This is a genomic window from Levilactobacillus fuyuanensis, assembly GCF_003946395.1.
GTDB lineage: Bacteria > Bacillota > Bacilli > Lactobacillales > Lactobacillaceae > Levilactobacillus > Levilactobacillus fuyuanensis.
Genome location: NZ_RHNZ01000008.1, coordinates 1 through 13,042, shown reverse-complemented (window position 1 = coordinate 13,042; position 13,042 = coordinate 1). Strand labels below are relative to the sequence as shown.

General features: G+C 49.7%; 15 protein-coding genes. 12 read left to right on the top strand and 3 right to left on the bottom strand.

From position 1 onward, the window contains the following. The first annotated feature begins 121 nt into the window (after window positions 1–121). A complete protein-coding gene (locus EKM73_RS05495; protein ID WP_125700983.1) occupies window positions 122–814 on the top strand; it encodes an NAD(P)H-dependent oxidoreductase in 693 nt (230 codons plus the stop codon). Further along, a complete protein-coding gene (locus EKM73_RS05490; RefSeq protein WP_125700982.1) occupies window positions 807–986 on the top strand; it encodes a hypothetical protein in 180 nt (59 codons plus the stop codon). The genes EKM73_RS05495 and EKM73_RS05490 overlap by 8 nt, the downstream gene beginning before the upstream one ends. Before the next feature lie 83 nt (window positions 987–1,069). On the opposite strand, the gene thiD is transcribed toward EKM73_RS05490, so the two are convergent. Continuing rightward, window positions 1,070–1,888, bottom strand: coding sequence for a bifunctional hydroxymethylpyrimidine kinase/phosphomethylpyrimidine kinase (gene thiD / locus EKM73_RS05485; RefSeq protein WP_125700981.1), 819 nt, complete (start codon window positions 1,886–1,888; stop codon window positions 1,070–1,072). 253 nt (window positions 1,889–2,141) lie between these two features. Here thiD and EKM73_RS05480 point away from each other — a divergent pair, with 253 nt between their 5' ends. Both EKM73_RS05480 and codA read left to right on the top strand, forming a co-directional pair. After that, window positions 2,142–2,438: a hypothetical protein gene (locus tag EKM73_RS05480; RefSeq protein ID WP_125700980.1), complete on the top strand. Its 297-nt coding sequence runs from the start codon at window positions 2,142–2,144 to the stop codon at window positions 2,436–2,438. 38 nt (window positions 2,439–2,476) lie between these two features. Continuing rightward, a complete protein-coding gene (codA, locus tag EKM73_RS05475) occupies window positions 2,477–3,712 on the top strand; it encodes a cytosine deaminase (RefSeq protein ID WP_125700979.1) in 1,236 nt (411 codons plus the stop codon). Window positions 3,713–3,900: 188 nt separating this feature from the next. Here the strand turns inward: codA and EKM73_RS05470 are convergent, their stop codons facing one another. After that, window positions 3,901–4,380, bottom strand: coding sequence for a hypothetical protein (locus tag EKM73_RS05470; RefSeq protein ID WP_125700978.1), 480 nt, complete (start codon window positions 4,378–4,380; stop codon window positions 3,901–3,903). A 278-nt stretch (window positions 4,381–4,658) separates the two neighbouring features. Between EKM73_RS05470 and EKM73_RS05465 the strand changes: the two genes are divergently transcribed. The 7 genes from EKM73_RS05465 to EKM73_RS05435 all read left to right on the top strand — a co-directional run bounded on the left by EKM73_RS05465 (window position 4,659) and on the right by EKM73_RS05435 (window position 11,883). Then, a complete protein-coding gene (locus tag EKM73_RS05465) occupies window positions 4,659–5,555 on the top strand; it encodes a ribonuclease H family protein (protein WP_225421308.1) in 897 nt (298 codons plus the stop codon). Between the two features lie 128 nt (window positions 5,556–5,683). Continuing rightward, window positions 5,684–6,148, top strand: coding sequence for a VOC family protein (locus EKM73_RS05460; RefSeq protein ID WP_125700976.1), 465 nt, complete (start codon window positions 5,684–5,686; stop codon window positions 6,146–6,148). 799 nt (window positions 6,149–6,947) lie between these two features. Next, window positions 6,948–7,553, top strand: coding sequence for a sugar O-acetyltransferase (locus EKM73_RS05455; protein WP_125700975.1), 606 nt, complete (start codon window positions 6,948–6,950; stop codon window positions 7,551–7,553). A gap of 310 nt (window positions 7,554–7,863) precedes the next feature. Then, window positions 7,864–9,477: a BCCT family transporter gene (locus tag EKM73_RS05450; protein ID WP_382387371.1), complete on the top strand. Its 1,614-nt coding sequence runs from the start codon at window positions 7,864–7,866 to the stop codon at window positions 9,475–9,477. Between the two features lie 322 nt (window positions 9,478–9,799). Further along, window positions 9,800–10,474, top strand: a complete 675-nt coding sequence (locus tag EKM73_RS05445; protein WP_125700973.1) for a hypothetical protein — start codon at window positions 9,800–9,802, stop codon at window positions 10,472–10,474. A gap of 175 nt (window positions 10,475–10,649) precedes the next feature. Beyond that, the gene (locus EKM73_RS05440; RefSeq protein ID WP_125700972.1) at window positions 10,650–11,108 is read left to right on the top strand and encodes a universal stress protein; all 459 of its coding nucleotides are present in this window, start codon (window positions 10,650–10,652) and stop codon (window positions 11,106–11,108) included. Between the two features lie 97 nt (window positions 11,109–11,205). After that, a complete protein-coding gene (locus EKM73_RS05435) occupies window positions 11,206–11,883 on the top strand; it encodes an HAD-IA family hydrolase (RefSeq protein WP_125700971.1) in 678 nt (225 codons plus the stop codon). On the opposite strand, the gene EKM73_RS05430 is transcribed toward EKM73_RS05435, so the two are convergent. Then, window positions 11,837–12,229 (bottom strand): DUF488 domain-containing protein, encoded by a 393-nt coding sequence (locus EKM73_RS05430; protein WP_125700970.1) that lies wholly within the window; start codon window positions 12,227–12,229, stop codon window positions 11,837–11,839. The genes EKM73_RS05435 and EKM73_RS05430 overlap by 47 nt on opposite strands. Window positions 12,230–12,282: 53 nt before the next feature. On the opposite strand from EKM73_RS05430, the gene EKM73_RS05425 reads away from it, so the two are divergent. Continuing rightward, window positions 12,283–12,912 (top strand): DNA-3-methyladenine glycosylase, encoded by a 630-nt coding sequence (locus tag EKM73_RS05425; RefSeq protein WP_125700969.1) that lies wholly within the window; start codon window positions 12,283–12,285, stop codon window positions 12,910–12,912. Window positions 12,913–13,042 lie beyond the last annotated feature (130 nt).

The following is a 13,042-nucleotide window of genomic DNA, read 5'->3' as shown; positions in this document are numbered from 1 at the left end:
AGCGCTGTTGCTAAAGGCCTTTTCTTTTACGCTAATTTTAGTAAGGCGCGGGTGGTAAAAAATCCGTGCAACTGTGCTAAAGTAGTTTTAATGAAAAAAACGTGAAGGGGTTGATGGTACGATGACTACGCTCGTCTTGGTCTCCCATCCGCAGTTGGCGGATTCGACCAGTCAACAATTTTTGAAGGAAAGTTTGCCCGGTGAAGGCATCATTTGGGAGCATATCGAGGGGCAAGCCACCTTGGATGTTGCCAAGGAGCAGGAACAGTTGCGTCACGCCGACCGGATTATTTTACAGTTCCCGTTGTACTGGTATGCGGCACCGGCGGGACTGAAACAGTGGGAAGATACCGTGCTGACGCGGACGTTTGTCTACGGCGATCATCGCTATCCCTTGGCCGGCAAGGAGCTGGGCATTGTGGTGACTACCGGTATGCCAGAACAGGCCTTTCAGCGGGGCGGCGCCGAAGATATGACGCTGGACGCCGCGCTGGCGCCATTGGCGGCGCTGACCCATCGCGCCAAGATGACTTGGCTGCCGATATTTCCCATCTATCAATTTGGCTATCTCGAGGAACCGGAGAAGCTGCAACTGGTCATCGATTACCAGCGCTACCTGACCCAGAAACAACCGGACAGTCTAACAAATCGACAGGACTGGTTTGCCCACCGGCTGTCAGCGATGGTGGACCAGTTACCGGCGGAACAACAGACAGCAGGTAAATTAATCGCCAATGTTTTCGACCAGAACCGGGAGCATCTCGATCAGTTGACGGATACTTTAGCCATGATTAAGGAGCAGGAAGATGACTGAACAATCAGCGTGGTTACGCCAACAGATCGACCAATTGGCGAACCAACAATCTAAGTTTACCGACCGGGCATTCTGGCTGGCGTTAAAGCGGGTCGTTGCCGAACAAGATCGGCGCAGCGAGCAACTCGGCGGTGAGGTCGATGGCCGAACGTGGCGGCCAGATCGGTGGTAATATTTTTTAACGAATCTAAAATAAAGCGACTGAACAAGCAGCTAGGTCTTCTCGTCTTGAGAATGACCTAGCTACTTTAGTTTTTACTTAAAATTGCGATCCATTGCTGCCCAGTGGTTAACCGGCCCAAATTTGTGGCCGACTTCAATTGGCGAGCCAATCGCAGCGTTGACGAATTGCTTGGCAATTTCGATGGCCCGTTTCATTGGCGTGCCCTTGGCCAGTTCCGCCGTGATGCAGGCGGAGAGGGAGTCCCCGGTACCGTTGACCCGGTCAGTTTCGTGGTAGGGTTCACTCAGCCAGAAGCTCTCGCCGGATTCCAGTAAGACAAAGTCCTTCACGACCTTCTGGGTGGGGTCGGCATGACTGCCCTTAGCAATCACGTTCTTGGCACCCATCGCTTGAAGCTTGTGGGCCGCTGTTTCCATATCGGCATCAGTTGTAATCGACATCTCGGCTAGCTTTTCAACCTCAAAGAAGTTCGGTGTCAGTACCGTTGCCAGCGGGATGAGTGCCGTGCGTAGTGTATTGAAGGCACTTTCTTCCAGGAGTTGGTTGCCGTGTTTGGTCATGATGACCGGATCGACCACTAAGGGGCCGAAGTCGGCGGCTTGGTAGTTCTTGACGACATCGTTGATTAACTCTGAGTCGGCCAGCATCCCAGTCTTAGATGCTCTGATGTGGTAGTCGTCCGCTAGATCCTTGAATTCCTGATCGATAAAATCTGTGGGCATTGGGATGCTAGCGTGAATACCGTAAGAGTTTCCGGCCACGCAGGCGGTCATGACCGAGGCACCATAGACGCGCCGCGCAAAGAAGGTGTGCAGATCAGCCTGCATGCCGGCACTACCATCGCTATCGGAACCCGCGATGGTGAGGGCTTGTGGGTATGAATTTACCATGATTAAGTAACCTCCGCTGTCAGTATTATAGCTTCCAGCATAGCACAGACCATGGTGAAAAGACGACCGGGAAGTTTGATAAATATATTTGTTAGCGCAACGGTGGGTTGCGGCGGCTAGATACTATCTGCGGCAATGTTCGGTGACCCCGCGAACAAGGGTGGTTTGCTCGCTAGTTCGCGACTGGCCGAGTAAGTTGAAGCTAGTTAAGTTATTGCTAGCGACAGAAAATGGGGACGAGGGGATGAAAACGATGAGACGTGAACAATGGTCTGTATTAGGATGGAGTTTGATTGGATTCGTCGTGAGCTGGTACGCACTGGTCGGCGCCGTTCAAACGGTTTACCGTTGGTTTCCCCACGAACCCGCGACTTTATTGTTCGGATTCGTCCTAACTGTGATAAGCTTAGTAGGGTTAGTTCGGTCCGCGAAAAGGGGCCCCTGGTGGTGCCTAGTCCCCGCTACGGTGAGTATCATTGCCGTAGCCTTGGGGTTGGTTGCCGACAGTACGATTCTTTTGCTCGGACTGACCATTCCCGGTTTTTATTAATTTTAAGATGAAAAAGTGTAGGAGGTAGGTTAACGCGCATGTTAATTCAACAAGGTCTCATCGAAAACGCAACGCAGCCACAGGATATTCGCATTGAGGACGGTAAATTTACCGCCATTGCCGATCATTTAACGGCCAAGGATAATGAACAGGTGATCGATGCACACGGCAAATTGATTTTGCCACCATTTGTTGATCCACACGTCCATTTAGACAGTACCATGACGGCGGGGGATCCCGAATGGAATCAATCCGGCACATTATTTGATGGTATTCGGATCTGGTCCGAACGGAAGAAGACGCTGAGCATTGAAGACGTTAAAACCCGTTCTCGGCAGGCATTGGAATTGCAGGCGAGCCATGGGGTTCAGTTTGTCCGGTCCCACGTGGACGTGACCGACCCGGATTTGACGGCGCTGAAGGCCTTGATCGAGATGCGCGACGAAGTGAAAGACTTTATCGAATTGCAGCTGGTGGCCTTCCCTCAAGAAGGTATCCTGTCATTCCCACACGGTAAAGAACTGATGGAACAAGCTGCTAAGCTGGGCGTCGACGTTATCGGAGCCATTCCGCACTTTGAATTCACGCGTGAATACAGTGTAGAATCCCTACACTTCGCCGTTGAGCTGGCACAAAAGTATGGCAAGCTGGTCGATGCACACTGTGACGAGATCGATGACCCTGCTTCCCGCGGCTTGGAAACGTTAGCCACTTTGGCCTTGGAAACCGGTTTGGGCGATCAAGTCACGGCCAGCCACACCACGGCGATGGGTTCTTACAACAACGCTTACGCTTACAAGCTGATGCGCTTACTGCAGATGTCACACATCAACATGATTTCTAACCCCCTGATCAATACCCACTTAGGTGGCCGCTTCGATACTTATCCTAAGCGTCGGGGCTTGACGCGGGTCAAGGAACTCAACGCAGCCGGAGTCAACGTGGCATTTGGTGAAGATGATATCAAAGATCCTTGGTACCCAATGGGCGATGGTAACATGCTCGATGCCCTTCACATGGGGATTCACGTCACCCAGATGATGGGTTATGATGACATCAACGAGTCCTACAAGTTTGTCACGACAAACGGGGCCAAGGCCATGCACGTCGGCGACCATTACGGTATCGCCGAGGGCAAGCCAGCCAACTTGGTCATCATGAACAACGATAACTTCTATAACGCGTTGAACAAGCGCTCAGAAGTTCTGTATTCGATTCACCACGGTAAGATCATTGTTAAGACGGACCCCAAGCAGGTTCACTTAGACCTCTAGGTTCTTGAGTAGTGGAACTTGGCGAAACTGCTAGTTTACTAGTAGTTATACGCCCGTTCTTTGGCTGCAGGCGGTCCCCACAGCGGTAGAATCCCTGGCAGCCGCAGGCGATGCAGAACACAACAAACAATATAAAAAGCGCCAACGATAACCACAAATGGCTATCGTTGGCGCTTTATGTAATGCCGCTATTTCTTAGCTTTAGCGTGCTTTACTTTTTTTACAGTCGTTACGGTTACCGGTTTCGGTGCCGCAACGGGCCTTTTCTTTTCTTTGTGTTGCGCGCGGAGTTGATCCTTCAGCACTTCAATCTCAGCGACGTGTTCTTCCTTCCAGCCCTGGTAAGTGCCGGCCGAATCCGTGTCGTTGGGCTTCAATCCGGTGTTTAACCAGAAGCAGGCCTCGGACAGGCTTGGGAAGTTGTGAATCCACAAGGTCTGACCATTGTCGGAATCAAATGCCACGTAGGAACGGAAATGTTTCTTTAAAAAAGTATGCCGACGAATCTTAAAGGCCTCACGCTTACGGGTTAACCGATAGTCTGGTAAGATATATTGGCCGGAGGCGGCCAGCTGTGGAAAACGTTCGTCACGTTGTTCTCGCTGGTCCTTAAGCATCGCGCGGGCTTGGTCGACGGTAATAATGGACGCATGGATTGGATTCTTCATCAAAAACCCCCTTAAAAATTTTGAAAAATGAGTAAATTAGGACAGTCTCCGACCAATACTCACACCTACTAGGTTAGCATAATCTAAAAGTTATGGAAACAATTTACACTTTGAAATTATTGATTTTTAAGGTTTGCGGCAAATTTATTTGAGAAAAAATTTTTCCCAGCCCTAATAATGTTGGCAACGGCTTCATAAGTCCTGTAATGACGGATTTGGTCGCGTTGGGAAAATCTATGGTAAACTAATTTAGATTAGGTCGAAAGCGAGGAATGAATTTGGCACAGAAATACTATGCAGTTCGCCGCGGTCGTAAGCCCGGCGTCTACCGAACCTGGGCGGAAACACAGGCGCAGGTCACCGGTTATTCCGGGGCCCAATACAAGAGTTTTACGTCGGCGAGTGCCGCAGACGCCTTCATGCAAGGCCAGACAACGCCGAGCGCACCCAAGAAGGTACACCACAGTTCACCCCGGACGGCTACGACTTCTCAGAGTGATTCTGCGGCGATTACCGTCTATACAGATGGTGGCTCGCGAAATACCGGTAACGTCGCTGGTGGGCACGTAAGAACCGGTGATAAGGCTGCTTGGGCCTACCGCATCGAATTACCGAATGATGTCGTGACCGGCTCCGATGGTGAGTTTGGGGCTAGCAATAATCGGATGGAGATCATGGCGTTTCGCAATGCGCTCCAGAAGTTGGTTGACTTGAATCAGAATAAGACCAGTATTGTATTTATCTTAGACTCGCGTTACGTGTTAAACGCCGTCACTGAGGGCTGGCTAGCCGGCTGGAAACGTCGCGGTTGGAAGCGTAGTGCGGGACCTTTGGCCAATGCAGAGCTGTGGCAGGACGTGGATCGCTTATTGCCACAATTTACCCAGCTGAGCTACCAGTGGACCAAGGGACACGCCACCAACCAAGGGAACGTGTTCGTGGATCACTTGCTGAACGAGACGATGGATGGAATGGGACAAGAACGCCATCACGCCGCGGTCAAGCCAACGGTAAAGCGGCCGGCAAAGACGACACTTTCACGCCCAGTGACGCCAGTCAGTTCGACGGCCGATGAACAACCGAAAGCAGCTGCCTCACAGGCACCGCTGAAGCATACAACGGCCGAGCAGTCACTTGCTGACATTGCAAAAGGCTTGCGTGACCTACCGTTTTAGGGCCATTAAGGGTATAATACCAGCTAGAGATAAAATACGGTTCATCTAATCGAGGAGACTAGCACCGGACTAGCGGTGACTAGACAGTCGATTTGTTTCTAAACTATGTCATGAATGGGGTACCGACGATGCAAGCAAAGTTAATTCCATATTTGGAATTTGAAAACGCCAAAGAAGCCATTACGTATTATCAGAGCGTCTTTGGGGCAACCAACGCCTACCGGGTCAGCCCGACGGCCGAGGAAGTCGAACAGTTTGGGTTAGCACCTACCGTTAACCTGGACGAAATGACCATGAGCGGTGGTTTTAAGATTCTGGGCTTGGACATTCAGTGTGCCGACGCCTTGATGGGGCAACCCACGTCTTCTACGCTGATTTCGTTAATGATCGACGTCGATGCGGATGACTCTGCCAGCGTGAAGGAATTGGCGGGTCTGTACCAACGGCTGCTCAAGTCCGACGTGAAGGTCATCAGTCCTTTCGGCGAACAAAGCTCCGGAGGCAAGATGGGGCAGGTCGTCGATGCATACGGCATCACGTGGATCTTGCGTGAACAGACCATGCCAGGAGAAACGGCGGACGACAACGCCTAGGCATCGTGGCGTGCAATTAAATAAGTAATTTTGTAGGAATGAGTGTTAGTGGCTCATTCTTTTTTTATGGACAAACCGAAGCAGTTAAGGTTTATTGAAGATCTTCAACGCTGAACTGAGGTGATACCAGATAGGCCTATAATTTAAGGTGTTTCAGGGGAAACTAGGCTTAGAGTCATCTGAAGACTTAGATCTAAAGGGGAGAACATTTTGAAGAAGACATTTTTAAGTCTATTCACATGGGTGAACGTATTTTCCAAATATCCAAAATGGTTCAAAGTTTTGGCATGGGCCACGGGACCAGTGGCCACCTTGGATCTCGTTTGTTTCTTGTTACCACTGTCGTTGTCGTTCTGGATTGAAGTTTTCTGCACGGTATATGTGGTCTTGTTCATTCTGATATTAATTATTGAGAGTCTGAAAATCTGGATTGGCACGTTGATCAGAGCTAACCGCCAATGAACTAGGGGTTTATTCGTGATGAATACCCACTATGATACGATGCTACGGGTGTTTGACAGGGTAATAGCTTGTCGTAGCCGGAGGAGGCCAAGGATGGCGCTAGCCGTGACGACGTTGTTAGACCGGTGGGCTTTCCGGCCTTACAACGTGGGATGAGTTTGGAAACTCGCCTGAACCTGGCGAGGTTTCAAACCAAGCCGGAAGCCCGTCCTTTGGCTGCAGGCGGTCCCCACAGCGGCAGAATTCTTGGCAGCCGCAGGCGAAGACTGACTATTGCCGATTTAGAGAAAACACCTAGCAAGTGGTATCATGAAAGCCAAGAGGAGTGATTTATGTCATGGCAACAGAACGGGAAAAAATGACGGCGGGGCAACCCTACAATCAATTCGATCCAGAACTGATTGACCGGCGAGTCGCCGCACGAAAGCAACTGCGTGCCGTTAACCAATTGGACGACAACGCTGAGCGCAACGATGGTTACCGGAAGTTAATCGCGGATAGTGGGGATGACTTCTTCATTGAAGCCGGCCTCGAATACGATTACGGCTGGAATATTCACATTGGCGACCACTTCTATGGTAATTACAACATGACCCTGCTGGACACTTGTCCCATCACCATTGGTGAGCACTGCTACTTCGGCCCCAACGTTGGGCTTTACACGCCAGTGCACCCACTGAACGCGATGGCCCGGGTCAACGATGTCGAAATGGGCGCGCCCATTACCATTGGTGATAACGCCTGGTTCGGTGGTAACGTCACGGTCCTACCTGGTGTCACGCTAGGGAATAACGTCGTTGTTGGTGCCGGTGCCGTTGTTACGAAATCCTTTGGGGATGACGTGGTTCTGGTCGGAAATCCAGCCCACGTTATCAAGAAAATTGATAACGGTCCCACTGGAAATGCCGCAGCCAAGGCGCAGTGGCCAGAAAAGCTTGACTGAGACAAAGAGTTAAGCTATTGCCTAAAATCTAATCAAATTCTTAGAATGCAATAGGCATTGGCTATGTAAACGCTTTAATTCCAAAAGAAAAAACTTATCCATCAGCAAGATTTTACTAATCCTAGCGACCGCGTATAATAGACTTTGGATATTGATTCAAAGAGATTTGCGTAGGCAATTTGTATTCAACCGTAATGGCGCTGTACAGGTGGCTCGTGTAACGACCCCGTTTAGCGCTTTTTTCGTACAATCTCTTCTGAACATGACCGCTGGGAGTTCACTCCCAGGAAACAAATGAGGAGGATTATTTATTTTAGCGCGTAAAAATATTGATAAGTTAGTATTCGTACCAACCATCGTTTTATTTATTCTCGCGTCATTGCTATTTATCTTAGGTGGTAACCAATTACAAACCACTCTGAGTTCTCTATTGAACTGGATTGATACTCGCATGTCATGGGCCTATATGATGGTGTACGTGATCAACTTCTTATTTTTTATGTATTTAGCATTTGGTAAGTTTGGTAAAATTAAGTTGGGTGATGCCAATGACAAGCCCCACTACAGTAATTTTCAGTGGGGGTCAATGGTCTTCGCCACGGCGATCGATGCCAGCATTTTGATGCTGTCCATCGTTGATCCACTGCGGTACCTGCAACACCCAGCTTTCGGGTTTAAGCCATTCTCAAGTAACGCCTACAGCGCTGCCCACATGATGGGGCAGTTCAACTGGGGGCCAATGGCTTGGATGATGTTCGCACCAGCAACGATTGCGATTGCTTACGTCCTGTACGTGAAGCACGCCAAGGTTCAACGGGTCAGTGCCGCTATCACCAGTCTCCAAGGTGACAGCACGGGGAAAGTTATTGCACGGCACGTCGTCGACTTCTTAGTTGTCTTTGGAATTATGGGCGGGATCGGTTCGTCCGTCGGGATGGAAATTCCGATTATTTCCAAAGTTCTCAGCCGGTTGACTGGGGTTCAAGATAACCTCATGCTTAAAATTGAACTCTTTATCATTTTGTTTATTCTGTTTGCGGTCACCGTTTTCCATGGGTTAAACGGGGGAATCAACCGCTTGAGTTCCGCCCATATTTGGACGGCGCTGGGTCTATTAGCTATTATTTTAATCATTGGACCCACTGTTTATATTTTAAATTCTGAAACCAACAGTATTGGGTTAATGGCCCAAAAGTTTATCGCAATGTCAACGAATACCATGCCTAACGGTGGGGATAGTACCGCTCAGCAGGAAACCATCTTCTACTGGGGCTGGTGGTTATCCTACATGCCCGTCATGGGTCTGTTCATTGCCCGGATCTCCAAGGGCCGGACGATTCGTCAGGTCTTAGTTGGGATGTTAACTTACGGTGCCTTAGGGTGCATGAGTTTTTACGCCATCTTCGGGGGCTACTCCCTGTGGCTCCAACAGACCGGTGCCGTTAACTTGGTTCACATTTTAAATACGCAAGGTCAAGCCGCCGTGGTCGCCACGGTTATCGCAACGTTGCCATTTAAGATGATTATCTTGGCACTGTACTGTATCTCTTGTTTCATCTTCTTGGCCACGACGATTTCATCGTCAGCCTTCATCGTGTCATCTTTCACCAGTCTTCACTTGGATGACGGTGAAGAACCAAGTCGTTGGAACCGAATGATCTGGGTCATCGTCTTCATCATCTTCTCCTTCGGGATCGTGATGGTCGGTGGGTTCAAGACCGTTCAAACGGTGTCAACGATTGCTGGATTCCCACTGATGTTTGTCTGCATTCTGTTGTTGCATTCAATCTGGCACATGTTGGCAGCCAAGCCAAAGCCAGCACCAGTGGTTGTCCCACAACCAGTCGTCGTACGGCGGATTACCGTCGAATTACCACGTGCGGTACGGGGCCCGATGATTTTGTCGCCGGACCATGCAAGGTAGAGTGTGACTGAGGGCGGTTAGGTCCTGAGCATTAACGGGCCTAAGTGCCCGCCCGGTGGAACCGGGCCGGTGCTTAGGCGGGTTAAGCGCAGGGGCCTGCCCGAAGGAACACGTTTCGGAAGCCGCTGTTTTCACTAGAGAGAATTCAACGGCACCAAACAACTATGAAATCAAACACGAAACGCCTTCTAAAAATTGGAGGGCGTTTTTTCGTGGGCTATTGAAGAAGTGAAAATCTGGCAGTGAAATGACGCTAAACGGAAATTGAAATTATTATATAATGTCATTATGAAAGAATAATTTTATGTGAGGAGTAATTACAATGGATCACGATTTCAGTTTTAATGATAAACCAGCCTATGTTGGAACGAGTTCCGAATGTCGTCGGCTTGGGAAGTACTCTAGTTTAGCTAGAGTAGATATGTATCGGCACCATTCAGTTGTTTGTGTCAATAAAGAAGGCGGAAAAACAGTACTTGCAGTTGGTTTTAATCCTAAGTCGGTCGATACTTCAGTACCCTCTAAGAAGGGCGACAACAGTGATAAAGAAAATATGGAACCAACACGTGCGCGGGGAATCTATCTATTTACAGATAAATTGCAGAGTATGGATGAACAAATTGGGCATTATGTTCAATACGATTTATATACAGAGCCATCAGATAATGCAAGTGGACTATCTAAAGAAGCAAAGCATATAAGTGAGATGTCACTCAAATCTTTAGCAATGGCCTTGGAGGCTTCCGACTATGTTTTACTAGCTTGGGGAAGAGATGGAAGTACAGCATTGCAAGGTGACGGAAAAGATAAAGTAGATAACGACTCGGTTCATAAATTGCAGGAGATTTTAAAACGTCATGAGAAGAAGATTTACTATCTTCAAGGAAAAGACGTGAATTTATGCTATGCTGTCACAGCTTCGGTAAAAAAGCAGCTCGTTTCAATTGCAAAGGCAGGTAAATCGGTGGCACAACTTGTAAGTGGTAAAATGGATTGATTTTTTGTTGATGTAGGCATTTCTTTGGATTGATAATTTCTATTCGAAGCAGCATTAATTTAGAGTCGTGTTTGGTTAAAATTAATTTGGCATTATCGTTTATTGCCAGAAAGTATTTTATTCACCAGGTATGATACAATAAGGCCGTGTCACCATTGATTGCAGGAGGGTTTTTATGGCAGACGAAAGTAATAATCCACTATTTTTCCGGCGAATTTTAATCACGATCGACGAGGACGACCGGCCCTCGACTAGCCGCGCATTCCGATTCGCGATGACGATGGCGCGTGATTACCAAGCACACTTGGGCATTGCCTCTGTGCTGGAAAGCAATGACATCAGTATCTATGAGTCGCTGATGCCAGACAAGCTTAATGCAAAACGCGATGAGCTAAAGGCCATCGTCAAGGAGTATGCCGACAAAGCAACGGCTTTTGGCGTGAATGATGTGCGGTCCATCGTGGGCGAAGGGGGCGACGTCGATGATGTCGTGCTCGACAAAATTATTCCGGAGTTCAAGCCGGACTTGGTTGTTTGTGGCGCGGACGTTGACTTCGCTAGCCACGGGCATCCCGGTGCTATCGGATTGCGGCTCGCCAAGAAGTCGGACGTTTCAGTTATCGTAATTCGTTAAATTAACAATGGTTCACCGCATAGTTTAAAGCGGTGAACCATTTTGTTTTGGTGTATAATAGTCGTAAATTGAAACGCTTTCACGAGGGGGAGTTCTCATGCAAACACGACATTTACGCGGCTTTCTGTTTGATTTACACGGGGTGTTGGCCGATTCTTGGCAATACCATTTGGCTTCTTGGCAAACGATTGCACAGGAGCTACACATTCCGTGGACCGACCAGCTCGCGGCAACTTTACCAGGGATGAGCAGAGCGGATTCACTGACGGTCATATTGGCCTCTGTGGGCCGTGAGAGCGAGTTTACACCCGAACAGCGACTACGGCTCACAAATCACGAAAACGACCTGTACCGACAGTATGTGGCGGCTCTGACGCCGGCTAACTGTCTCCCCGGCGTCACGGCGTTCCTGGATGAACTCGTGGCGGCGGAGTATCCCATGGCCTTGGCGTCCGCTTCGGCCAATGCTCCGGCGGAGATTTCCCATTTGGGACTAGCCAAGTACTTTCCACGGATTGTACCGGCAGCGAGTTTGAAGGCCAGCAAGCCAGCGCCGGACGTCTACTTGGCAGCGGCGGCGTTGATCCATCAGAACCCGGAAGACTGTGTGGCCTTTGAGGATACCGTGACCGGCGTGCGGTCTGCCAAGGCAGCGGGGTGCTTCACGGTGGGCATCAACGCTAAGAATCTCCCACAGGCTGATGCCATGCTGGCCAGTACCCGGGAGCTTAGTCTGTCAGCCGTTCAGCGGGCACTTGGTCAGCTAAGTGTTTGAGCAGAAATTCCTTTAAGATAATCGCTTGGTTGTGTTCTTCATCCTTGGCGCCGTATAATAGAATAACATCTTGGTCGTTGAGTTGTTCGGCGACTAAGTCCAAGAAGGCGGGTAACGCTTCGTTAGCTTCGAGTTCAGTAACGTAGCGTTTTTTGAATTCTGGAAATTTTTCGGGTTCATGGTTGAACCATTTCCGCAGTTCGGTCGTGGGGCCCATTTCCTTTTCCCAGGACGCCAGTTGCGCGTTGACCTTGGAAATTCCTCGTGGCCACAGACGGTCGACGAGGACCCGGTAACCCTTGAGGTCAGCGGGTTTTGTATAGATTCGTTCACATTTAATTGCCATCACGTATCATCTCCATGGCTCCATTCTAACATAGTAAATTGGAGGAGAAGTTAATGTCAGATTCCTTATCAGAATTCTTTACTGGGCGCTCCACGCCACAGATTGCGCAGGAGTTGCTGGGTCACGAGTTGGTCTACGACAGCCCAGCTGGAAAAATGAGTGGGTGGATTGTTGAGGCCGAGGCCTACCTAGGTGAAAAGGACACGGCGGCACACGCGTTCAATGGCCGCTACACGGCCGCCAACGCCGCTTTGTATGATGCACCGGGGACAATCTACATCTATATTCTGCGGGGCTACTACATGTTTGACGTCGCCACGCAGGCCGAGGGGACACCCCAAGGAATCCTGATTCGCGGGATCGAACCACACGAGGGCTTAGACCTGATGCAGCAGAATCGAGACAAGCCGGTGCCAGATGTGACGAACGGTCCCGGTAAGCTGATGGCAGCGTTGGGTATTCAGTCCAAGGACTTAAACCGGACGATGCTCGGTGCCCAGAATCTGACAATTACGTCTGAGATGACGCGGCGGCCTAAAGAGATCGTGGCCACGTCACGGGTCGGTGTCTCGGCCGGAAGTTGGCAGGACCGGCCGCTACGTTTCACAGTTGCGGGTAACCCCTTTGTCTCCGGGAGTCGCAAGCGTGACTGGGACCGCGAGAACCATGGGTGGAAAAACTAGAATAATAATATCAAAAAGGGAGAATCAGCAAATTTCGCTGGTTCTCTCTTTTTAAAGTGCGCCCGGCATGGGCGCTAACTAGGCGGTGAAAGTCCGCTGTGGGCCGTAGTAGTCGGAACCACGAGCCGAA

Bases quoted from the DNA above. Each gene is read 5' to 3' on its own strand.
- codA (WP_125700979.1), top strand. From the start codon at position 2,477: ATGTTAATTCAACAAGGTCTCATCGAAAACGCAACGCAGCCACAGGAT.
- thiD (WP_125700981.1), bottom strand. From the start codon at position 1,888: ATGGTAAATTCATACCCACAAGCCCTCACCATCGCGGGTTCCGATAGC.
- EKM73_RS05425 (WP_125700969.1), top strand. From the start codon at position 12,283: ATGTCAGATTCCTTATCAGAATTCTTTACTGGGCGCTCCACGCCACAG.
- EKM73_RS05470 (WP_125700978.1), bottom strand. From the start codon at position 4,380: ATGAAGAATCCAATCCATGCGTCCATTATTACCGTCGACCAAGCCCGC.
- EKM73_RS05490 (WP_125700982.1), top strand. From the start codon at position 807: ATGACTGAACAATCAGCGTGGTTACGCCAACAGATCGACCAATTGGCG.
- EKM73_RS05430 (WP_125700970.1), bottom strand. From the start codon at position 12,229: ATGGCAATTAAATGTGAACGAATCTATACAAAACCCGCTGACCTCAAG.
- EKM73_RS05445 (WP_125700973.1), top strand. From the start codon at position 9,800: ATGGATCACGATTTCAGTTTTAATGATAAACCAGCCTATGTTGGAACG.
- EKM73_RS05440 (WP_125700972.1), top strand. From the start codon at position 10,650: ATGGCAGACGAAAGTAATAATCCACTATTTTTCCGGCGAATTTTAATC.
- EKM73_RS05460 (WP_125700976.1), top strand. From the start codon at position 5,684: ATGCAAGCAAAGTTAATTCCATATTTGGAATTTGAAAACGCCAAAGAA.
- EKM73_RS05495 (WP_125700983.1), top strand. From the start codon at position 122: ATGACTACGCTCGTCTTGGTCTCCCATCCGCAGTTGGCGGATTCGACC.
- EKM73_RS05455 (WP_125700975.1), top strand. From the start codon at position 6,948: ATGGCAACAGAACGGGAAAAAATGACGGCGGGGCAACCCTACAATCAA.
- EKM73_RS05435 (WP_125700971.1), top strand. From the start codon at position 11,206: ATGCAAACACGACATTTACGCGGCTTTCTGTTTGATTTACACGGGGTG.
- EKM73_RS05480 (WP_125700980.1), top strand. From the start codon at position 2,142: ATGAGACGTGAACAATGGTCTGTATTAGGATGGAGTTTGATTGGATTC.